Source organism: Streptomyces inhibens (assembly GCF_022221585.1).
Classification (GTDB): Bacteria; Actinomycetota; Actinomycetes; order Streptomycetales; family Streptomycetaceae; genus Streptomyces; species Streptomyces inhibens.
On record NZ_CP084681.1, the window covers coordinates 3,392,034 to 3,414,875 of the forward strand.

The window sequence follows — 22,842 nt, forward strand, 5'->3', positions numbered from 1 at the left end:
TTCCGAAGTCTTTGACGTGGAGGCCTTTTCACAAGGCCTCCGTCCACACCACGCCAAATTGCACTTTTTTCACGGGGGAGCTCTACCTTGTCTGTCATGCTGCCGGATCCACTTGAGTGGGTCCTGGATATGCTCGGCTTCAACTGGCCGCACGCAGACGAAGACAAGTTGATGGAATGTGCCCAGGTCTGGCGCACTTTCGCAGCCGAGGTCGAGGGCCACCAGTCCCGGGGCACCACCTACGCCTCCAATGTGCTCAGCCAGAACTACGGCGATTCCATCGAGGGCTTCAGCAAGACCTGGGAGAAGTTCTCCGGCGGCTCCGGTTACTTCAACGACGCCCGCGAGGCGGCCGAAGTCATCGCCTTCACGCTGGAAGCCGCCGCGATGCTGGTCATCGGCATGAAGGTCGCCGTGATCGTCCAGCTGGCGATTCTGGCCGCGGAAATCATCGCGGCACAGGTCGCGGCGCCTTTCACCCTCGGCCTTTCCGAAATCGGTGGCGCGGCCGCGACCTTGGCCACCCGTGAAGTGATCCGCAAGATCCTCAAGGAGGTCGCCAAGCAGCTGCTGGACACCATCCTGGAGGCCGCCAAGGAGCCGGTGATCTCCGCACTGGAGGCCATGGTCTCCGACATCATCGCCCAGACCGTCAACCAGAACTTCGGCGCGCAGAACGGCTACAACGCCGGCCGCACCCTCAAGGAGGGCCAGAAAGCCGCCACCGACGCCATCAAGAACACCGGCGAAACCCTCGGCGAAGGCCTCCGCGACGGCGCCGGCGGCCGGGCCGGACGACACGCCCGTCACGGCCTGGACAGCGCGGCCGGACACGGGAGCGAGGGCAGCGACTCCGGGGGCAGCGGCGACGGCGACAGCGGAGGCTCCGGCAACTCGGGGAGCGGGTCCAGCAGCGGTTCGGGCAGCGGCAGCAGCGACGGCGGAGGCTCGGGCAGCGGGTCCGGGTCCGGCAGCGGCTCCGGCGGTGGTTCGAGTTCCGGTTCCGGTTCCAGCAGTGGTGCGGGCGACGGCGGCTCCGGCAGCGGTACCGGCAGCGGTTCGGGCAGCAGCTCCGACGGCGGCGGTTCGTCCAGCACGTCGAACGACTCCAGCGGTAGCAGCGACGGCAACCGCGGCGGCTCGGACGGCGGTGGCTCCACCAGCCACACCCCCCGCGCCTCGGACAACACCGGCGCCTCCGGCACCCCGGACAGCCCAGGCCCCGACACCAACTCCCCTTCCTCTCCCTCCCCCTCCTCCGACAACTCCCCGAACGACAACTCCCCGAACGGCTCGGACACCCCGCACAACGTCCCTGACGCGCAGCCCCTCCCGCCGCCGGACCAGCGCTCCCCGTTCGACGAGGGCTACTCGGGCGGCAACGACAGCCCGTACGGGGCCTCCCACACCTCCGACTCCAACGGCACTCCGGACTCGGGCACCCCCGACTCCGGCGGCCCCACCCCGGACGCCTCCCGCCCGGACTCCGACTCGGCGAGCACCCGGCCCACCCCCGACAACACCCCGGACTCGGCACGCCCCGACTCCGACGGGATCAGCACCCAGCCGACCCGGGACACCACCCCGGACGCCGCCCGCCCGGACGCGGACGCCGTCAGCACCCAGCCGACCCCCGATCGCACCCCCGACTCGGCCCGCCCCGACTCCGACGGGATCAGCACCCAGCCGACCCGGGACACCACCCCGGACGCCGCCCGCCCGGACACGGACGCCGTCAGCACCCAGCCGACCCCCGATCGCACCCCCGACTCGGCCCGCCCCGACTCCGACGGGATCAGCACCCAGCCGACCCGGGACACCACCCCGGACGCCGCCCGCCCGGACACGGACTCGGTCAGCACCCAGCCGACCCCCGACAACGCTCCGGACGCCGCCCGCCCCGCCCCCGCGCCGGGCAACTCCCCCCACGAGGGCGGGACTTCGCACCCTGACGCGCCCCAGTCGACCCCGACGCCCTCGCCGACCCCGGACCCGGTAGCCGGCAACCCGCCCTCCTACGGCGACAACTCCAGCGACGGAACCGGCAACGGGACCAACAACGGATCCGGCAACGGTTCCGGCAACGGGGACAACTCCAGCAACACCGGTGGCGGCGGCCGCGCCTCGATGCCGCACGTCAGCACGCCGCCCCAGGGCGCCCCCGTACACCACACGCCCTCGTCCGGCCAGCCGATCCAGCAGCGTGACCCGGCCCCCGGCGACCCCATGCCGACCGTGGACGCCGACGACACCACCGTCGCCACCCAGTCCGCAGGCACCGCCACCCTCCCCCCGCCCACCCAGCACACCGCCGACCCCGGCACCAACGCGCCCTCCACCCCCACGCCCCCACAGGCGCAGCCCAACTCCCCCCAGGCCGGCGGCCCGATGATGGGCGCCATGCCACCCCAGGGCGGCGCCACCACCCCCACCGCGCCCACCGCGCCCCGCAGCGGCACCCCGTCCAACTCCAACGGCGGAACCGCTTCTGCACGCACCAATCGCCGCCCCGACGGCTCCCAGGCCATCCACGACGCCACCCAGCAACCCCGCCCCGACGCCCCGGCCTACAACCCCCGCCTCGACGGCCCGCGCAGGGACCAGACGTCGGCCCCGTACAACCCCCGCCTGGACGGCCCGCGCCGCGACGCACCCACCACACCCCCCGGCAACAACCGCCGCGCGGACGGCTCACAGATCGTCCAGGACCACACCCAGCAGCCCACCCCCGAGCGCCCCCCGCACAACCCCCGCCTCGACGGCCCCCTCCACGACACCGACCCCACCCGCCCCGACACCCCGGGCCAGGGCGACGGCCGCCAGCAGCACCCCCAGCAGAACCCGTCGGACACACGGCACGACGGGACCAGCCCGGACGGGGCACGTCCCGACGGCACACGCCCCGACGGCACCCGCCCGGACGCGACACGTCCTGACGCAACCCACCCGGACGGCAACCGTCCTGACGAGACGCGCCCCGATACGCCGCGCCCGGACTCATCCCGCCCCGACGGCACCCGCCCGGACTCGTCGCACCCGGACTCGCCCCGCCCTGACTCGCCCCGCCCGGACACAACGCAGCAGCAGCCTGACCCCACCCGTTCGGACCGACCCCAGGCCGACGGCCCCGAGCAGGCCCCGTCACGCCCGGGTGCCCAAGCTCCCAGCGCGCCGAACCCCAACATCCCGCACCAGAACCAGCAGCCGACGCCACAGCAGCCCACGCCGCAGCAGCAGCCGACGCCACAGCAGCAGCAACCGCACCAGCAGCAGCCCACGCTCCAAAGCACCACACCCACCCAGCAACAGCACCCGCAGCAACAAACCCCCCAACAGCACCAGCCCCAAAACCAGCAGCCGCAACAGCAGCAACAGCCGGCACCTCACCAGCAGCAGGCTCCCCACCAGCAGCCCACGCCGCAGCACCAGAACCCCAACCAGACCCAGCCCACCCCGGACCAGCAGCAGCAACAGCAGCAGGCGCCGGTCCCGCAGCCCTCGAACCGCCCGAGCCACCTCGACGTGCGGGTCACCCTCAACCACCAGCCCAGCGGCCTGTACTCGCCCTTCCCCCACGACCAGCAGGCCCTGGAGGCGAACTTCCCGCGGAACCCGGACGGCACCCCACGGGCTTTCAACGACCCGTTCCAGCCCTGGGCCCAGCTCCAGAACGACGGCGGCCCCACCGTCCTCGGCCGCTCCAACAACTGCGCCGACTGCACCCGCTCCTTCATGGAGTCCTGGTACGGCAACCCGCAGGTGTCCGGGGTCCGCACCTACGACCCGGACGGCAAGGGCGGCATCGACCGCGCTTCGGGCGAGCGCGACGGCACCCGCAACATCGAGCAGTACACGGGCGCCAAGTTCCGCAACTCCGGCCAGAACTCCAAGGACGGCTATGACCAAATAGCCAAGGATCTCCACGCCGCCGGCCCCGGCGCCGCGGCGGCGGTCCTGGTCACCTGGCCCAACGGCGGAGCCCACGTCTTCAACGCGGTCAACCACAACGGCAAGGTCGTCTGGGTCGACAGCCAGACCGGCAAGGTCAGCCAGCAGCCCATCAACACCAGCGCCAAGAACGTCTGGCACCTGGTCCTCGACGCCAACCGCCAGCCGTTCGACCCCACCAAGACCCAGAACCAGAACCAGACCCCACAGCAACAGAACCCCCAAAACCAACAGCAGGCCCAGGCCCAAGCCCAGGCCCAGGCCCAGGCCCAGACCCAGGCCCAAGCCCAAGCGCAGGCCCAGGCACAGGCACAAGCCCAAGCCCAGGCACAGGCCCAGGCACAGGCACAGGCACAGGCCCAAGCCCAAGCGCAGGCCCAGGCCCAAGCCCAGGCACAGGCACAAGCCCAGGCCCAGGCCCAGGCCCAAGCCCAGGCCCAAGCCCAAGCCCAGGCCCAGGCCCAAGCCCAAGCCCAGGCACAGGCACAAGCCCAGGCCCAAGCCCAGGCACAAGCCCAGGCACAGGCACAGGCACAGGCACAGGCACAAGCCCAGGCACAGGCACAGGCACAGGCACAAGCCCAGGCACAGGCACAGGCCCAGGCACAGGCCCAGGCACAAGCCCAACACCAACAGCAGAACCCGTACACCCAACCGCAGCCGCAGCCGCAGCCGCAGCCGCAACAGCAACAGCAACCCGGGCCGTACCAACAGCCCCACCAACAGCAGCCAGGCCCCTACGCCCAGCAGCAGCAAAACCCCTACGCCCAGCCGCAACAGCAGCCCGGCCCGTACCAGCAACCCCACCAGCAGCAGCCGGGCCCGTACACCCAGCAGCCGGCACCCCAGCAGCAACAGCAGCACAACCCGTATGCCCAGCCGCAGCAACCGGGCCCGTACCAACAGCAACCGGGTCCGTACGCGCAACCCCAGCAGCAGAATCCGTACGCCCAGCCGCAGCAACAGCCGAACCCCTACACCCAGCAGCCGCAGCAACAGCAACAGCCCGGGCCGTACCAGCAACCGAACCAACAGCAGCCCGGCCCGTACGCCCAGCCCCAGCAACAGCAACAGCAGCAGCCGCAGCCGCAGCAGCAGCAGCAGCAGCAGCAGCAGCCGGGACCGTACACACAGCAGCCTCACCAGCAGCCCCAGAACCACAACCCGTACCAGCAGCAGGCCCCGCAGAACCCCCAACACCCGGCAGCAGCCCCCGACACCGCGGCCGGCGGATCACCGACCCCGGACGCCCAGCGTCCGGACAACCGGTCCGAGACGGACGCGACCGACGTCACCCCGCGCCCCGACACGGACCGCCGTCAGCCTGCCCAGGAGACGACGGACTCCCAGGCGCCCAACGATCCGGGGACATCCCCCGATCACGTTGCGGACAACGCCGCCGAACGCTCCGACCACGCCGAACGCTCCGACCACGCCGAACGCCCCGACGACTCCTCTCGACCGGAGGAGAACGCCGAAGGCAATGAGGTCCCCTCGGAGCACAAGGCCGAGTCCGACAACCCGGACCAGGCCGACCACACCGAACAGGCCGACCACAGCGACCCGTCGGATCATTCGGGCCACTCGGACCGCTCCGACCACTCGGACCGGTCCGACCAGGACGACCCCACCCCCTCCTCCGAAACCCGCAACCGCGAGCGCCCCGGTGGCCTCGACGGCCCCACCGACGAGCACCAACAGCACGTCGAGGACTCGATCCCCACGGACGAGAACGGCGAACCACAACGCCACCCCGACCCCGACGACGGCGACTGGGTCAACTCCATCAACGACCCCGGCCCCGACGCCCCCGGCCGCAACAACAACTGCGTCGACGCCGCCCTGGCCGCAGCCGACACCTACTCCGGCAACCCCACCGCCGCCGCCCACCGCACCCCCGACACCAACCCCGACGGCACCCCCTCCGACCGCGGCGAGAACAACGGCCGCGACCGCATCGAGAACACCCTCGGCGCACGCTTCAACGACTACGGCAACGGCCGCGACGCCTTCAACCGCCTCGAAAACGACCTCCGCAACTCCGGCCACGGCTCACAGGCCGTCATCGTCACCCAGGACCGCAACGGCCGCGCCCACGCCTGGAACGTCGTCAACCACAACGGCAAAATCACCTACGTCGACGCCCAAACCGGCCAACGCAGCAACAAACCCCTCCACGACGGCACCAACGGCGTCCACGCCATCCCCCTCAACCCCAACCGCCAACCCGCCCCGAGCACTACGGCCACTCCCTCCCGGGACGCGGCAAACAACAACCGCCGACCGGCCGCCGAACCCGCCGGCAGTGGCGACGGCAAGAAGCACAAGCTCTCCCCCGACGACATGGAGATCGACGAGGGAGCCGCCCAGAAACATCAGAAGCCGAACGACTACACGCCGGACAACACCTCCGACGTGGACATGCCCGATGCCGACGACCCGCACCACCAGACTGCAAGTGAGTCGCGCGAAGCACGCAACGAAAAGCTTCCGCAGCCTGAAGCGTCGGACCTGAAGCATTCGAACCGTCCACCCGACACGTCCCAGGGTCTGGTGCGGGAGCACGAAAGCGTCGGCACCCCGGTCCACAGGATCGAGTTGCACCCCGAAAACCCTGCGGATAATCCTGCCTACACACACTTGCGCGAATGGGCGAAAAACGGACGCCTGGCCAACCTCCTGGAGGTGGCCGCCAATAGGCGAGCCGCCTACGTGGACGTCACGCAAGGCGTCGCGGATGCCAGGAATGCTCTCCACGACGCCCGAGCGGAGCACGCGAAGGCACTCAAGGAAAACGACGAGAACCCGAGCGACAAGAACGCGCAAGCGGTGGCGGATGCCACCGCGAAGTACGAACAGGCAAAGCAGGATCACGCGGCCGCACGGGATGCCGTCAAGGACAAGGACATACCTCCGACCGCCTTCACGGAGAAGGAACTCCGAGAAATCCTCGGCCCCGACTTCTCGCGCATGAATGACGGCCATCGGCATGTCGTCATCGCCACCGTGGCCCGCATGAGCTTGGCATTCCACGCGAACAACAGCGTAGGAAGCAGCCCCGAGCGCGCGCCCGACGGCCAGACGCCTTACAAGGGTGCGGCGCGGCAGCAGCAAAAGGACCGGGAAGATCCGGCAACGGAGTTCGACGAGTCGGCCGCCGCCGCCCGCCGAGCGAATACGGCAAGCGGAAAGGGGAAAGCCAACCTCATACCGCCGAAGTATCGCGAAAAGGGAAGCGCGGCCTACAAGGCGATGCAGGACCTCCAGCGAGCAAAAACGGGTTCGGACAAGGCAAACATCACACCGCGCTTCGCGACGCTCCTCAAAGACGCAAAAGACAATGTCCCCGACTTCTCCGAAAAGAACTACGCCGTTGTGGAAGTCGTGGACTCCGACGGCAACAGCACATACATTGTCGATTCGTCAGTTCCTGCCCAGAGCGACGGAGCAACTCCGCGCCATTCCGAGCGACACATTCTCCAGTGGATAAATCGCCTCAATGCAACCAAGGGGGAGGAGGGCTATACCATAGCCGGGCTCTACACCGAGCGAGAGCCGTGCGGAACCCCCAAGGAGAGCCCGGGGCACGCTGACTGCTCGCTGGAGCTGCGCAAGGCACTGGCCGAGCAGAAGATTCCGGTATATTACAGCACCACATATCGCGAGGACACCGATGGACGCGCTGAGGCACAGCAAGAGAAGCGCGCCGAGCTGGAGGCCAATCGCGATAAATTCATCGAGGAGAACAGCCACCTCTCCGAGGCGGATCTGAAGAAGCAACTCAAGAAGGAGGGGCTCACTGACGCGCAGATAAATACTCGGGTCAAGGAAACACGCTCGGACAATGAAACAGAGATGTCGGCGGAGATGGAGAGCCATCTGCACGTCATCAGTGAACTCTGGGCGCACACCCGAATCTCGATGCTGAATCGCAAGCAAGCAGGGACGTCAGTAGAGGCATAATGGGCAACCAGGAACGGTCACCGAACATCACGTCGAGCGAGGATGCCGTTTCCCTCATCACCGAGTGGTGGGGGGATGAGCGCCCCGGCGGCAAGTGGATCCATGTGGCGGATACTTCAGGGCGCGACGGCGCCCAGGTTCTGCGTGAGGTCCACCGCACCATCGCCGGTAGTGTTCTGCTGGATGCCACCGGGCGTACCGCCGAAGAGTTGCACACCGAAATACTCGGGGTTCTTGGCGTTGACCTCTCTGCGGGCAGCCGTCGAAATTGGCGCGTGTCGGTGCGGAGACTGGAAGAGCCTCGGCTCGTCCTCATCATCAACGCTCATCGGGCAGGAGTCACTCGCTTCTCGTACGAGCCGGAACGCCTCCTTTCCCGAACAGTTCAGGGATTGAGCGGTGGCAAAGCTGGACTGGTCGTTCACAGCGGGCCGTTGCGGCGCTCCGTACGCGCACCCGTCGCGGTGCATGTGGCGGGGCCTGAGTCCACGCATCGCGACTGGCCGCAGCCTGTCCGTGCGCTGGCCCTGTCGGAACCGCGCGTCGTGCCCCTGCGCATGTGGGCTGAGCTCACCACCGCGCTGACCGGCGAACAGCTGACGGAGGCAGCCCTTCTGGAGGTCTTGGCGGAGTTTCCGGCCGAGCTTGCCTCCGACGAGAGCGGCGTCCGGTTCACGGACGAAAGCCTCGCCGAAGAACTGCGCCGCAGTGCCGGTGAGCGGGACGTCGAAAACGTCAACCGGCACATGGTCCAGTGGCTGCGTGACATCTCGCCGGAGTTCCAGCACCCGGAAGGGTGGAGCAAGCACGGCCACGAAGGCGCCTATGCCGCGACCGGACTTGCCATGCATGCCGCACGTGCCGGCTATTACCAGGGGATTCCCGCAGACTACGAAGGGCCTGCGAGGGTCTTCGGTGATCTGCTCCAGGACGGGCAGGCAATGGCGAACGTCCCCCAGCTCTTGCTGCTGGACGCCGCTGCCTGTGCGAGCTTCGGCACTCTTCCCGGCAACTCGGCCGCTGCGGACGCCTCCTACCTTTGGCTGTACGGCATGATTCCGGCCGCGCAAGGAGAGTGGGCTGCCTGGCTGCACCTCATGGCCACCGCACGCGGCGATGACGCGTTCGCCTCGGCCATCGCCGCTTCGGGCGTGGACCTCCCGTGGAAGACGAAGTGGACGCAGTGGCGGCCGCCAGGTGCCTACCACCATCGCTACCTCTCATTCCGCGCCTGCGACGGCATGACCGAAGTGCAGTGGCAAGGGCGACCAGCCATTGCCGGCCTCTACGACGCCGACGAGTCCACGACTCTCTGGGACCCCCTCACCGGCCGGCTGTTGGCCGGGCCTTGGTACGGAGAGGACATTCCGGAGGAGCACCTTCCCGACCTGTCGTGGCCCGATGAAGAGGAAGATTCGGGACCCACGACGTTTGACGAGCTTTTCGAAGCCATGCCGGACGAGCCTGCGGTCCACGACCTGCTGCTCGCCGCTCCCCCGCTGGTCCTTGAGGAGGTGACCGTCCTGGGTGGTGTCGGCGGCCTGTTCGCCGTCAAGCCCGCGGCAGGAGAAGCCTTCACCGGGACCAGCTCACCTGAAGTGCGTCCCCTCTCCGGCCCGTACGTGGCGGCAAACGAAACGACGCCCGTCGACGCACCACCGCCCGGTCCGGCGGACCTGATCGAGTTGTACGGCGCCGACGAGTTCCGGAAGTTCGGAGAAGGGAAACTCCCCACCGGACTCACCGACCCGGCAACCCGGCGCACTCTCACCGACATCGGCCTGCCCGCTGTGGATGAGAGCGGCATGGCGATCTACCCCTGGGGATGGGCCGGCCGGCTGCCCGAAGCCTTGGAACAGGTCTCCTGGCCGTCGGGCATCAGCGCCCCGGAAGGGGCCGGTCCGCTCTTCCAGATCGGGTTCTGGATGGGTGGCGACCTGGTCATCGACGGCCACTCAGGTCAGGTACTCCGCATCCCCACAGAGCCGGATGAGGAACATCTGGCAGCCTTGCCCGCGGCCTGCAGTCTGGAGAGCTTCCTCACCCTGGTCGGTTTGTGGGTCACCGGCCTTCGCCTCAAGGCCGTCATCGAGGATGACGACGAGGTCTACCTGTTGCGGCAGCACGTGCAGAGCGCCCAGTTGCTCGTCGATGAAACAGGCGCGGAAGCTCCCGCGTGGTCGTACGCCTTCCTTAACGACTGACACCGTGAGAGGGCTGACCAGCGCGCCGGCATGAGAGAAAGGGGCTTGGCCGAAGCATGGGCATACCTCCTGAAGCTCACCACGCCGCACGTGCCGTCACCGTCTTCAGCGACTGGTGGCAGGGTCTTCGCAGCCCGGTGGCCCGCCAGCATTTCTTGTCGACCCGTCCGGAACGAATGGCGGGGCGATTCTGCGAGAAGTCCACCGGCGCGTCGAACGTCTGATCTCCCGAACCGTCCCGGGCCTGAACAGTGGCAATGTCACCGTGCTGGCGCATACCGCTCCGCGCGACCTCCCTGAGCGGTCCGAGGCGATCTTTCGACTGCCGGAGAGCGAGACCGCGGAAGGGCTGGAATCCCCTCTTCTGCGGGCGCTGGCCCTGGCCGAGCCCCGCGAAGTGCCGATGCGGATATGGGCTGAATTGGCAGACCGGTGAGCCGGTCGCCGAGACGGGTCCGCATTCCCGGCAAATACCCTCTGCCATATGTCACTTCACAGGCCGAGCGAGGGTGCTTTCGGGAGTAGCCGAGCCGGGAGTAGTTGGCCCACATCGCGGCCAGGTTGGCTTCGGTGAGGTGGGCGCGGTTCGGGTCTCCCTCCAGGGCGGGATGTACCTGGCCCAAGAATTACGCCGTTCTGGAAGTCGTCGACTCGAAGGGAGAGAGTATGTATGTCGTCGATTCCTCGGGTCACGCAGACTGCTCCAAGGTGATTCGCGATTCCCAGGACATGACCGGAGTGCCGGTGTACTACGGCACAACGTACCGGTTCGACGAAGACCGAAATCCGCTGCAGGACGCGGTGCGCGACAGCTTGAAGGAACAGAATAAATCCTCGGCTGAAATCAAGACCGCCGTCTCCGAGACCTACACTGAAGCTCAGCTTGCAATGAAGCAGTAGGTGCACGACCGTCTGCGCGTCGTAGGCGAACTGTGGGCCCTGACCAGGATTCAGATGGTGCAGCGGCAGATCGACGGGACAGTAGGCACATAATGACGAACCGCGAGAACGCCTCCCAAAGCTCCCCGCCGCCTGAAGCCGTCACCGCTGTCAGCGACTGGTGGCGGGAGCGTCGTCCCGGCGGCCGTCCCGCGTATCTGCTCGACCCGTCCGGGACGGACGGTGCCTCGGTTCTGCGGGAGGTTCACGGGCACATCGAAGGCAGTGTCCTCGTGGATGCCCAGGGGCTCAGCGCCGAGGAGGTGCAGCAGGAAGTCCTGCTGGCCCTCGGCGTGGATCTGTCGCCCGGGAACAGAAGCCGATGGCGGAGTTCTCTGCGGCAGCTTCCCGAGGCGCGGCTCGTACTGCTCGTCAATGCGCACAGGGCGGGCCGGACCCGGCGCTCGTACGAACCGGAACGCCTGATCTCCAGAACCATCGCCGGAGTCACCGGCGGTGGTGTGGCCGTGCTCGCTCATACCGCTCCGCGCGATCTCCCGGACCGGTCCACGGTTGTCTTTCGGCTTCCGGAGAACGAAGCGACACAGCCGCTGGATTCCCCTCTTCTGCGGGCATTGGCGTTGGCCGAGGCACGCGAGGTTCCGATGCGGGTATGGGCTGAACTGGCCGGCGCTCTGACCGGTGAACCCACGTCCGGAGCCGCGCTCACCCCGCTCTTGGATGACCGTTCCGACGTCATCGAGCGGGGCCCGAATGGCGTGTCCTTCATCGATGAGGGGACAGCGGAACTGCTGCGGCAGGAATCGGCGCCCGAGGAGATCGCGCGGGTCAACCGGCACCTCTTCGACTGGCTGCGCCGCGTCTCACACGAATTCCGGCACCCTGAGGGATGGGCCCGCTCCGGTCCCGAAGGCCTTTACGCGGCGACGGGATTGGCCGCGCATGCGGTACAGGCCGAAGCACTGGAAGAGCTGCTCACCCATGGCGGTCTGCTCGCCAACATTCCACAAACCGCGGTGATGGACGCCGCGTGTTGTGCATACGGCGGCAGCGTCCCGGGGAATTCCGCGGCCGCCGACGGCATCCACCTTTGGTCGTACGGGGTGGTCCCACCCAGGCAGTCGGAATGGGCTGCCTTGATGCACCTGATGGCCATCGCGCGGAATGACTCGGCCTTTGCCTCCGCAGTTGCCGAGTCGGGGGTCCGGCTGCCGTGGAAAACCAAGTGGACGCGGTGGCGGCCACCCGGCGGCTACCACGTGAGCTACACGCAGACGATGCAGCTGACAGGGCTGGCCGAAGTGCGCTGGCGCGGCCGCCCCGCCATCGCTGGTCTCTGTGAACGCAAGCGTCCGGAAGCCGCGATCTGGGATGCCGGGACCGGCGAATCGCTCGTTGCTCCCTGGCAGGGAGAGGACGTTCCCGAGGAGCATCTGGAAGCCCTCTCCTGGCCGTCCCCGGACGGCGCCGACCGCCCCCGCCCCGCATCGTTCGGCGATCTCTACGCGGGTGTTCCCGAGGGGCGCGGCGCACACCCCGCTCTGCTGGAATGTCCCCCGCTGCCCGTCGGAGACCTGGTGATACTCGGGGGGTTGCACGGCCTCTTCGCGATCGAGCCCCAGGCAGGAGAAGAGTTCTCCGGCTTCGGCTCCCGCACCGTGGGGATGCTGTCCGGGCCCTATGCCGCGGCCGGCCGGACCGCACCCGTAGACGCGCCTCCGCCCGGCCCGAGAGATCTCCTCGCCCTGTATGGCGAAGATGAGGTCTTCGAGCTCGAAGAGGAGGAAGTCCCCGATGAGCTGACGGACGAAGCGGCTCGGCGCACCCTCCTGGAATTCGGCCTGCCCGATATGCGGGAAGGCGGTATGGGCCTCTACCCCTACGGGGACCACCGCTTCGAGGTGATGGACGAAGTCACCTGGCCCGACGACGTCGACCCGGCCGAGGAGTCCGGACCGTTCTTCCAGATCGGCTTCTGGATGGGCGGCGAACTCGTCGTCGACGGCCCCACCGGGCACGTACTCCGCATCCCGACGGAGCCCGACGAGGAACACCTCGCGGCTCTCCCCGCCGCGCGCAGCCTTGAGGACTTCCTCACCATGGTCGGATTGTGGGTCACCGGCCTCCGCATCAAGCAGACCATCCCCAACGACCTCGAAGCCTTCTTGCTGCCCCAGTATGTGGCGATCGCGCAGTCGGCCGTCGATGACGCGGGAGCCGAGGCACCCGCCTGGTCCTACGTGTTCCATAACGAGTGACGGCAAGGGCGAACAGGCACGCTCTGTTCGGGCGCCCCCGTCCGTTCAGAATTGGGGCATGGCTGACAGTGCCGACAGCATCGAGGAAGACATGATGAGTGGCCGGGGTGCCTCCAGTTCTCCTTCGAGTGTCCGCAGGGGTACGAAGGGGATCTGAAACCGGCCAACGCGGTAACAACCCTCTCCACGACGGCCCCAACGGCGTACACGCCATACCCCTCGTCTCCAACCGCCGCCCGACGAGACGAGATTCCTCTCCGCGAAAGTTAGTGAGGGCTTCCGAGACTCCGCACCCTCAGCGGCTGACGCGCGACCAAGCCTTGACCATTCTTCTCTCTTGGTGGACGGGTGGCGCTCAACGCGTGGCGGAACTGGCCGGCCCGCCGGCCTCCGGCCGTACCCAGGTACTGACAGAGGTCAAAGCCGCGGTACCCGGAGCCGTGTCGGTGGACGCCACCGATCTGACGGCCGAGGAGATCGTGGAGCGCGTCATGGCGTCCGTCGGCATCGACCTGCCGTTGGAACGGCGTGCCGGGTGGGACGACGCCCTGGCGGAGTCCGCGGTGCGTGATGGACTTGTGGTCATCACCAATGCCCAGCGCGCCGGCCGTACGCGTCGTTCCGCACAGCCTCGTCGGGTGGTCCGGCTCCTGGCCTCCGACCTGGCCGTGGGCGCGCGCACAAGAGTGCTCGTCGAGAGAGAGCAGGATGACGAGAGGTTGGCGCACGACCGCCTGATCGTCACTCTTGCCCCAGCGTCGGCGGAGGAAGGAGGGGCCGACGAGGTCCCACCCGGTGATGTGGGAAGCGCGGGGAACGTAGCCCTACGAGCCCTTGCTCTGGCGGAAGTTCGTCGCACTCCGGTCGCTGTCTGGGAAGAGCTGGCACGGGCTCTCAGCACATACGAAGGGGAACCGGCCCCTACGGAAAGCCTGTGGGAGGACTCGTCACAGCTCCTCACCATTGCTGATGACGGCACGGTCGCGTTTCGCGACGAGCGGGTGGCCGAGGCGATGCGCCGTACTGTCCCGTCGGCCGCCCTCAAGGCCGTGAACAGCAGAATCGTCGAATGGCTACGGAACTGGGCAGCCCCGCGCCGGGATCCCCAGGGCTGGGCTTCCGCGGACCCCGTCGGCCGGTATGCGGCCCATGGCCTGGCGATGCACGCCGTCCAAGCCGGAGTGTTCGACGAAGTTCAGCGGGACGGCCGGCTGGTGGCCCACCTCGACCGGACGGCTCTCGTGGACGCGGCCGATTGCCACGATCCGTACTGGATCGACGGAGACTCCCCCGCCGCCGATGCCACGAACCTCTGGTTGAGCGGAGTCGACTCCCTCCCACAAAGCGAGTGGGCGTCCTGGCTGCACCTCACAAGCACGGTCCGCGGCGACAGGGAAATCGCTGCCGGAATCGAGCGCTCGGGTGTGATCCTCCCCTGGCGGGTGCGCTGGGCACACTGGCGGCCACCGGGTGGAATGGGTTCCTCGTACCTACAGCCCGGCCCGCTTACCCAGCTGTCCGTCGCCCCCGAGGGCGACTGGCCGGGCCGGACCGCCGTGATCGCCCGGGGATCGTGGGACGCGCGGTTCCGGGTGTGGGATGCAGAGACAGGTGAGGCGCTTGCCGGACCCTGGCGAGACGAGGTGCCGACGGCCGGGCAAAGGGAACCACTGTGGCACCCGGACGAGGACAGCGGTGTCACTCCCGATTGGGACGACCTGCTCGAACACGTCGAGGAGCCGGCCTTCCTCACCGGCTCGCTCAAGGCCGGCAACGTCGTAGTGGTCGCCGGTTCGGGAGGCGTGTTCGCCGTCGAGCCGGCAGCCCCTGGTGCCTTTGAAGGCCCCCGGACGGTGCACGGCGAGCCCATGTTCAAGGATGCCGGTTACCTCTGCGCTCTGAGCAAGAAGCCCCACAGTGGTGGCGGGCTCCTCTGGCCTGAACTGTTCGAGCCGCAGATCGTACGGCGCTGCGCTGCTGAATCGCTCCCTGACGGTCTGGCTGACACAGAGACCCGCCGTGTCCTCACCGAGACCGGGCTTCCCGCATTCGAGGGCGCGGCAATGGCTCTACTACCGCTCGATGAGCAGCACGCGCTCGCCCAACTGGGCACGTCCGACGAGGACGATGTCCTGGCGTGGGACCCGCCCGGGCTCTATTACCGCATCGGCATGTGGAGAGGGCAGGACGTTGCTCTCCATGGCCCCAGCGGGCAAGTCCACTTGTTGCCGGAAGATCCTTCCGAGGAAGACGAAGGCAACATACTGATCGCCGGCAGCCTCTGCACCTCTATCGAATTGCTTCAGACATACCTTCTCGGCCGGTGCATGCTGGCGATGGCTGCCGGCCGGGTCGAGTTGGAGGCGATCAGAGAGGACCTGGAGATCGCCTTGTCGAGCATCGATGAACCCGGAACGGATTCAGGTGTGTGGAGCATTGACCTTGAAGAACAATACTGACCGGGACAGCGAGGAAAACGCATGACGTCACCCAACCCCCCAGGATCCGACCGGCCCGATCGACCGCTACCGACCAACGTCGAGGAAGCTCTGGAGATTGCCCGCACGGAGTACGCACCTGTTTGGCCGGATGGCACTCCGGCCCCGCTCAGGATCCGCGAGTTCGACATCGGATACCTCGTATACGCAAAGCTCGCGCCCCACCCGAAGACCACGCCGACAGGAGAACCCCAACGCCCCAGGAGCCCGGGCGGTACCTGCGTAGTGGTCACCAAAGACACCGGCGAAATCTGCAGGGTCCCGCATCGGCCGCCGTCCGATTCCATCGCGCTGTTCCGCAAGTTCTATCGACCGGACACTCTGTGAAGTAACGGCAGTGACAGCGGCGGGGCAGGCGTCCCTCATACGAGGTGTGAGCGCCGGCGATCTCCGCGGTAACCGTTTATTTCCCGGCAAATACCGACTGACATATGTCACTTCACAGGCCGAGTGACGGCGTTTTCGGGAGTGGCCGAGCCGCTCACGACGGCATCTCGGCAACCCATCCAGCGGCGGCCAGTACGTCAACCGCGATGTCCGGGACGGTGCGGCCGTCGGTCGCCACCCGGACGGTGTCCGCGGAGGCCCTTTCGTTCAGGAGCCGTGCCTTGTCGGCACTGTTTTGCAGTTCCTGTTCCCGTTCCGAGCCGAGTTCGCGACCCGCGAGGCGCTCGCCGGTGGTGGCGTCGGTGGCGGTGAGCAGGACGCGTATGAGCCGTGTGTCCGGCCCCATGGCGCGTATGAACATGCCCGCGTTCTCGGGCAGGACGCTCACCGTGTTCGTGTAGATGAGGCGGCGGTAGCCGAGCCGGGAGTAGTTGGACCAGATCGCGGTCAGGTTGGCTTCGGTGAGGTGGGCGCGGTGCGGGTCTGCCTCCGGGGCGGGGTGCACCTGGCCCATGAAGTCGCCCTCGATGATCGCGTGCGGGACGGATACGGCGCGCAGTCGGGCGGAAACCTCCCAGCCGACCGTCGACTTGCCGGCGCCGGCGCGGCCGCCGATGAGCAGTACTTCTGCGGGTGCCTCCGGGTGATTCATGGAGGCAGGGTGGCAGCCCGTGCCCGGCCTACGCGATCTGGTTTTGCCTGAGCTCCGGATCAGTGGCTGATGGAAGGTCAGGGAATGTGGCAGGCCGTTCCGGGGTTCGGTTCGTAGAGATGCAATGTGTGTGTCACGGTCGTGCGGCAGAGTGGACGGTCGCACCGTGTGGTGATCGACGATCACCGGCAGGCAGCAGGTTACGAGCGCAGGGGGCGACGGGACCATGACGGGCATCGACAGGCGGCGGCTGCTGGCGGCCGGGGGCGGGGTGGCTGCTGCTGCGGCGCTCGCCACGGCGTGCGGGTCCAACACCGGGCGGGGTGGCGGCGGTTCGGGGCCGGGGATCAGTCAGTGGTACCACCAGTACGGGGAGCCGGGGGTCGAGCGGGCCGTGAAGCGGTATGCCGCCGCTTACGACAAGGCCAGTGTCTCGGTGCAGTGGCGGCCGGGCGACTACGACCGGCAGACGGCGGCGGCGTTGCTCACCGACGCGGGGCCTGATGTGTTCGAGGTCAATGGGCCGTTGCTGGACCAGATTCAGGGGGGCCAGGTCGTCGATCTGACGGCCGAGGTCGAGCCGGTCAAGGATGACTTCAACCAGGCCGTGCTGGCGCCGAAGATCTGGCAGGGGAAGATCTGGGGCATCCCGCAGGTCATCGACATGCAGCTGCTCTACTACCGGAAGAGTCTGCTGAAGGACGCGGGTGTGGAACCGCCGCAGACGCTCGATGAGTTGGTGGACGCGGCCAAGAAGCTCACCACGAAGAAGGCCAAGGGGCTGTTTCTGGGGAATGACGGTGGGGTGGGGGTGCTCGGTGGGACGCCGCTGTTCGCCGCCGGGCTGAGTTTGATCGGGGAGGACGGGAAGGTCGGGTTCGACGATCCGGCCGCGGCTCGTACGCTCGGCAAGATCCGCCAGCTGTACGCCGACAAGTCGCTGCTGCTCGGCGCCCCCACGGACTGGTCCGATCCGGCCGCCTTCATCCAGGGGCTGACCGCGATGCAGTGGTCGGGGCTGTGGGCGCTGCCGCAGATCAAGAAGGCGTTGGGGGACGACTTCGGGGTGCTGCCGTTTCCCAAGGATGGAGCCGGTGGGAAGCCTTCCGTACCTGTCGGTGCATATGGTTCCGCCGTCAGCGCGCACAGCAGGCGCAAGGCGGAGGCGAAGGCGTTCGCCAAGTGGCTGTGGGTGGACCGCACCGAGTTCCAGCAGGACTTCGCGCTCTCGTACGGCTTTCACATCCCGGCCCGGATCTCGCTGGCGAAGAAGGCCGAGCAGCTGCGGGAGGGCGCGGCCGCGGACGCGGTGCGGTTTGCGACCGATCATGGCTATGCCGAGCCGCTGCTGTGGACGACCGCGGACCGTACCGCCTACCAGGACGCGCTGAGTCGGATCATCAAGGACGGCGCCAACCCGGAGAGTGAGCTGAAGACCGTGGTGCGGAAGGCCAATGCCGAGCTTCAGCGGGTCAAGAAGAAGTGACGGGAGTGACAGGAGCGGCTGAAGGGGCGGTCAAGGACGTACCGGGCGCGCAGTCCGCGGTGGTGCCGGGCGGCATCGGGCGCCCCTCCCTCGGCGCCCGGCTGCTCGGACCGCAGCGCCGCAACCTCTGGTTCTGGGCCTTCGTCGGGCCGTTCGCCATCGGGCTGGGGCTGTTCACATACGTACCGTTGGTGTGGAGCGTCTATCTCAGTTTCTTTGATGCGCACAACACGGTGAGTCCGACCGGCGAGGAGTTCGTCGGGCTGGACAACTACGCGTCGATGCTGACCGATGACGCGTTTCTCGGCAGCCTGGGGACCTTTCTGCTGTTCACCGTGTTCATCGTGCCGGCCACGTACGCGCTCTCGCTCGCACTCGCGCTGATGGTCAACCGGCTGCGCTTCGCCCAGGCGTTCTTCCGGTCGGTGTTCTTTCTGCCGACGGCCTGCTCGTATGTCGTCGCGGCGGTGATCTGGAAGCTGTCGATCTTCAACGGGGTGCGGTTCGGGCTGGCGAACACCGTGCTGGGGTGGTTCGGCACGGATCAGACCGCCTGGCTGTCCACCACCGATCCGCCCTGGTACTGGCTGGTCATCGTGACCGTACGGCTGTGGTTGCAGGCCGGGTTCTACATGATTCTGTTCCTGGCCGGGCTGCAACGGATCTCGCCGCAGTTGTACGAGGCGGCGGCGGTCGACGGAGCGCGGCCCGGCTGGCAGACCTTCCGGCACATCACCTTTCCGCAGCTGCGCGCCACGTCGGTGGCGGTGGTGCTGTTGCTGGTGATCAATGCGTTCCAGGCGTTCGACGAGTTCTACAACTTGTTGAGCGATGCGCGGGGTTATCCGCCGTATGCCCGGCCTCCGTTGGTCTATCTCTACTACACGGCGCTGGGGCGGGATCAGAATCTCGGGCTGGGGAGTGCGGGCGCGGTGATTCTGGCGCTGATCATCGCGGTGGTGACGGTGGTGCAGGCACGCTGGTTCGGCCTCGGCCGCAAGGAGGACTGAGCAAGATGCATGACGCTCTGACCAGGGCCGGGCGCGCGCTGCGGGTCGTCGTCCTGATCGCCCTCGCGCTGCTGTTCCTGATCCCGTTCTATCTGCTGGTGCGCAACGGGCTGGCGACCGAGCGGGACATCACGGCGCCCGATTGGACGTTCTTCCCGCACGCTCTCCAGTGGTCGAATCTCACCGAGGTCTTCGAGGACCCGAGCCTGCCCATGGGGCGGGCGCTGCTGAACTCCACGCTGATCGCGGTGTCGACGACCGTGGGGACGGTGGTGCTGGCCTCGCTCGCGGGGTACGGCCTGGCGCGGATCCCGTACCGGCACGCCAATGTCGTCTTCTACGCGATCCTGGGGACGTTGATGGTCCCGGCGGCCGTGACGTTCGTGCCGAGCTTTGTGCTGGTGTCGTCGCTCGGGTGGATCTCGACGCTGCGCGGGCTGGTCATTCCGACGCTGTTCAGCGCCTTCGCCTGCTTCATCTTCCGGCAGTACTTTCTGGGCTTCCCCAAGGAGCTGGAGGATGCGGCGCGGGTCGACGGGCTCGGCTACTGGCGGACGTACTGGCGCATCGTCGTCCCCAACACCCGGCCGGTCTTCGCCGCGGTCGGCACCATCGTCTTCATCGGCGCCTGGAACGCGTTCCTGTGGCCGCTGGTGATCGGGCAGGACCAGGAGGCCTGGACGGTGCAGGTGGCACTGTCGACGTTCACCACCGCGCAGAACCTCAATCTGCATGAGCTGTTCGTGGCCGCGGCGGTCTCGATCGCTCCGTTGGTGGTCGTCTTCCTGCTGCTCCAGCGGTACATCGTGGCGGGGGTGGAGCGTAGTGGGATTGATGACTGACGCCTCGCGCAAATGACTGATGCCTCGGTGGGATGACTGACGCCTCGGTCGTCGATGTCACCCCCGCCCCCACCCCGCCTCTCCGGGCTCGATCTGTCCCGGCCGCTGTCCGGGGGCCTGCGCGCGGAGCTGAACCGGGCGTTGCTGGAGTGGAAGGTGTTGTTCTTCCGGGGCCGGCGTCCGAGCTCCGCCGCACAGGCCGAATTCGCTTGCAATTGGGGTGAGTTGGAGACCAATCCGCTGCTGGCTCCGGGCGATTCGAAGGATGTGGTCCGGTTCGACAAGGCGGTCGGCGGGGTCCCTACGTTCGAGAACGTAGGGCACACGGATGTCACGTTCCGGGAACGGCCGGCGCCGGGTGCGGTGTTGCAGCTGCGCGAGGTGCCGCCGGCGGGCGGAGACGCGATGTGGGCCGATATGGCGGCGGCATACGACAATTTGCCGATGGAAAGCAGGGCCCTGGTCTATGGCACACATGCGGTGCACGACTATCTTCCGGGCTTCGCACGCCTCTACTCCGCGGCCCAACCCGCGCCATTACAGGCGGAGTTCCGACCGGTGGAGCATCCGGTGGTGCGCCACCGGAGTACCAGGTGCGGTGGCGCCGGCAGGCGGGAGACATCGCGTTCTGGGACAACCGCGCCACCCAGCGCTACGCGGTGAACGACTACGGGACGCACCGCCGGGTCGCCGAACGGGTCGCCATCGCCGGCGATCGCCCGTACTGAGGCGAGACGATCGCCCGTGGTGACCGCGAGTCGCATCCGATCGCAAGCCCTGCCCGACCACGGGCCCTGCCCGACCACGGGCCCTGCCTGACCGCCGGCCCTGCCTCACCGCCGACCCCGCCTCACCGCTGACCCGCCTCACCGCTGACCCGCCTCACCGACGCGTCTCACGCCAGCCGTTCGTACGCCGGCCCCTCCGCCGGGCGCGCGCCGCGCAGCAGGGCCGCGCCCAGCGGGGTGAGGGTGTGCAGCACCGCGTTGCCCTGCCGCAGGGTGACCAGGAGGCCGGCGTCGCGGAGGACGGTCGCGTGCTGGCTGGCGGAGGCGAGCGAGACATCGGCGCGGCGGGCGAGTTCGCTGGTGGTGCAGCCGACGCCGACGCCCTGGAGTATCGCGGAGCGGGTCTGGCCGACGAGCCGGCCCAGGGAGCGTTCCGGCGCGACGTGCGGCGTGAGCCGGGGCGCCTGGTGCTCGACGGGGTAGACCAGAACGGGCGTCAGATCCGGGTTGCGGAAGGTGACGGGGGTGCGGCGGCAGAAGTACGAAGGCAGCAGGAGCAGCCCCCGGCCGCCCAGATGCAGATCGCGGTCCACCGGATAGTCGGCCTCCAGGACGGGCGGGCGCCAGCGCATCATCGGGGGCAGCGAGGCGAGCAGCCGGTCCGCGCCGCCGTCCAGCAGCGCCCGCCCGCGGGTGGCCCGGTCGGCCTCTATTCGGCCCTGGACGCGCGACCAGTACGGGGCGACCGCCGCCTCGTAGTAGCGCTGCAGTACGCCGGCGAGCCGGCCGAGGGCGCGGGTGTCGCCGTCGGCCATCGCCCGTATCCACGACGGGAGCGGGCGGGTGGCCGTGGAGAGCCGGGAGAGCTCGTCGCAGAGGCGGGCGGCGGGCGTCTCGCGCAGCGCGGCGAGTGCGTCGGACATCCCCAGGAGCCCTTCGGCGGGCGTCAGGAAATCGGGAAAATAGCCGCGCGTGGGCACGAGTGGCGCCAGCAGTCGCGCTTCGCCATTCAACTTTCCGCGCGTTTCCGATCGCCATTTGCCGAACGCCGAATCGTCACGTCTGTCACGTAGGCGATGAAAGCTTAAGACGGTCTCCCACAGTGCGTCCGGGCGTGCCGCAATGCGCACGCGGGCCAGATCGAGTCCACTGAAATGGACGCGTAACACCGAACCCCCACCCTTGGTTTCTCAGTCGGCCCCCGGCACGCCTGAGTATGCACGCCAACACACCCGGTCACCATGCCCTTTTGGCCAGACTTGAAAGTGCTCGCGCCACCCGGCGGGCCGGAGGAATGCTTGTACTCAATTCGACGGCGGCGCGAACGGCCCGGATTGCTCGATCCCGTGGGGGGTGATGGGCAAACAACCGACCGCTCGGCAGCCCCGTCGAAGGCCGCCTTCCCACGCCGACTGGGGTGGCGGCAGCTCCCGAGGGGGGAGTCCGGAGAAAGCGAGGGCGGCACCTCCGCACAGGTGCCGCCCTCGTTGGGCTGACCTGCGCAAAGTCCCCTCGACAGGGCCCTGACGTACCTCAAACACCTCCGCACCCAACTGGGTGAACTCCCCCACTCGTACGAGCGACATCGTACGACCACCAAGAGTGCCTGCTGCAACGCTCTCCGCGTGCACGAGTCAACCAGTGCTCGGGCATCGCGTCCTCAAGAAGGAGTTCACCGTGAGCGTTCGCCGTTCCCTGCCGGCTGTCCTCGGCGCCGTAGCCCTCGTCTTCGGACTGTCCACCGCCGCGGCCCCGTCGGCCGCCGCCGACCCCTGCGGGTTCTACGAGACCGGCAGCGACGCCTTCTACAACCACTGCACGAGCGACGGCTCACGCGTGGTCATCAAAGTGGAAGTGGCATGGGGCCCCGACTACGAGCGCTGCGTAACCCCCGGCAAGACGTGGCTGGGATCGGCCAGCAAGATCCAGGGCGCGCACTACGTCGGCCGCACCTGCTGACCCCGGC

11 protein-coding genes and 1 pseudogene are annotated in these 22,842 nt (G+C 68.0%); 10 read left to right on the forward strand and 2 right to left on the reverse strand.

The window, feature by feature from the left end; all coding sequences use genetic code 11:
- The first annotated feature begins 96 nt into the window (after nucleotides 1–96).
- The 5 genes from KI385_RS43935 (at nucleotide 97) to KI385_RS15690 (ending at nucleotide 15,732) form a co-directional block, all read left to right on the forward strand.
- Nucleotides 97–7,911 carry a toxin glutamine deamidase domain-containing protein gene (locus KI385_RS43935; protein WP_281066865.1) on the forward strand — a complete coding sequence of 2,605 codons (7,815 nt, stop codon included), beginning with the start codon at nucleotides 97–99 and terminating at the stop codon, nucleotides 7,909–7,911.
- Nucleotides 7,911–10,115 carry an SUKH-4 family immunity protein gene (locus KI385_RS15675; protein ID WP_238572834.1) on the forward strand — a complete coding sequence of 735 codons (2,205 nt, stop codon included), beginning with the start codon at nucleotides 7,911–7,913 and terminating at the stop codon, nucleotides 10,113–10,115. Before KI385_RS43935 ends, KI385_RS15675 begins: the two co-directional genes overlap by 1 nt.
- A gap of 666 nt (nucleotides 10,116–10,781) precedes the next feature.
- Entirely contained in the window at nucleotides 10,782–11,015 is a 234-nt protein-coding gene (locus tag KI385_RS15680) for a hypothetical protein (protein ID WP_238572835.1), read from the forward strand.
- A 92-nt stretch (nucleotides 11,016–11,107) separates the two neighbouring features.
- Entirely contained in the window at nucleotides 11,108–13,273 is a 2,166-nt protein-coding gene (locus KI385_RS15685) for an SUKH-4 family immunity protein (RefSeq protein WP_238572836.1), read from the forward strand.
- A gap of 446 nt (nucleotides 13,274–13,719) precedes the next feature.
- The gene (locus tag KI385_RS15690) at nucleotides 13,720–15,732 is read left to right on the forward strand and encodes an SUKH-4 family immunity protein (protein ID WP_238572837.1); all 2,013 of its coding nucleotides are present in this window, start codon (nucleotides 13,720–13,722) and stop codon (nucleotides 15,730–15,732) included.
- 520 nt (nucleotides 15,733–16,252) lie between these two features.
- On the opposite strand, the gene KI385_RS15695 is transcribed toward KI385_RS15690, so the two are convergent.
- The gene (locus KI385_RS15695; protein WP_238572838.1) at nucleotides 16,253–16,810 is read right to left on the reverse strand and encodes a nucleoside/nucleotide kinase family protein; all 558 of its coding nucleotides are present in this window, start codon (nucleotides 16,808–16,810) and stop codon (nucleotides 16,253–16,255) included.
- A 226-nt stretch (nucleotides 16,811–17,036) separates the two neighbouring features.
- On the opposite strand from KI385_RS15695, the gene KI385_RS15700 reads away from it, so the two are divergent.
- The 4 genes and pseudogenes from KI385_RS15700 to KI385_RS15715 form a co-directional block, all read left to right on the forward strand.
- Nucleotides 17,037–18,296 (forward strand): ABC transporter substrate-binding protein, encoded by a 1,260-nt coding sequence (locus tag KI385_RS15700; protein ID WP_238572839.1) that lies wholly within the window; start codon nucleotides 17,037–17,039, stop codon nucleotides 18,294–18,296.
- Between the two features lie 62 nt (nucleotides 18,297–18,358).
- Nucleotides 18,359–19,306 (forward strand): carbohydrate ABC transporter permease, encoded by a 948-nt coding sequence (locus KI385_RS15705; RefSeq protein ID WP_425357075.1) that lies wholly within the window; start codon nucleotides 18,359–18,361, stop codon nucleotides 19,304–19,306.
- A gap of 5 nt (nucleotides 19,307–19,311) precedes the next feature.
- The gene (locus tag KI385_RS15710; RefSeq protein ID WP_238572840.1) at nucleotides 19,312–20,148 is read left to right on the forward strand and encodes a carbohydrate ABC transporter permease; all 837 of its coding nucleotides are present in this window, start codon (nucleotides 19,312–19,314) and stop codon (nucleotides 20,146–20,148) included.
- Between the two features lie 78 nt (nucleotides 20,149–20,226).
- Nucleotides 20,227–20,876: pseudogene (locus KI385_RS15715) on the forward strand (TauD/TfdA dioxygenase family protein); the annotation flags it as partial.
- 167 nt (nucleotides 20,877–21,043) lie between these two features.
- Here KI385_RS15715 and KI385_RS15720 read toward each other — a convergent pair.
- Nucleotides 21,044–21,889, reverse strand: coding sequence for an ArsR/SmtB family transcription factor (locus tag KI385_RS15720; RefSeq protein WP_238572841.1), 846 nt, complete (start codon nucleotides 21,887–21,889; stop codon nucleotides 21,044–21,046).
- Nucleotides 21,890–22,553: 664 nt separating this feature from the next.
- On the opposite strand from KI385_RS15720, the gene KI385_RS15725 reads away from it, so the two are divergent.
- Nucleotides 22,554–22,835 (forward strand): DUF6355 family natural product biosynthesis protein, encoded by a 282-nt coding sequence (locus KI385_RS15725; RefSeq protein ID WP_238572842.1) that lies wholly within the window; start codon nucleotides 22,554–22,556, stop codon nucleotides 22,833–22,835.
- Nucleotides 22,836–22,842 lie beyond the last annotated feature (7 nt).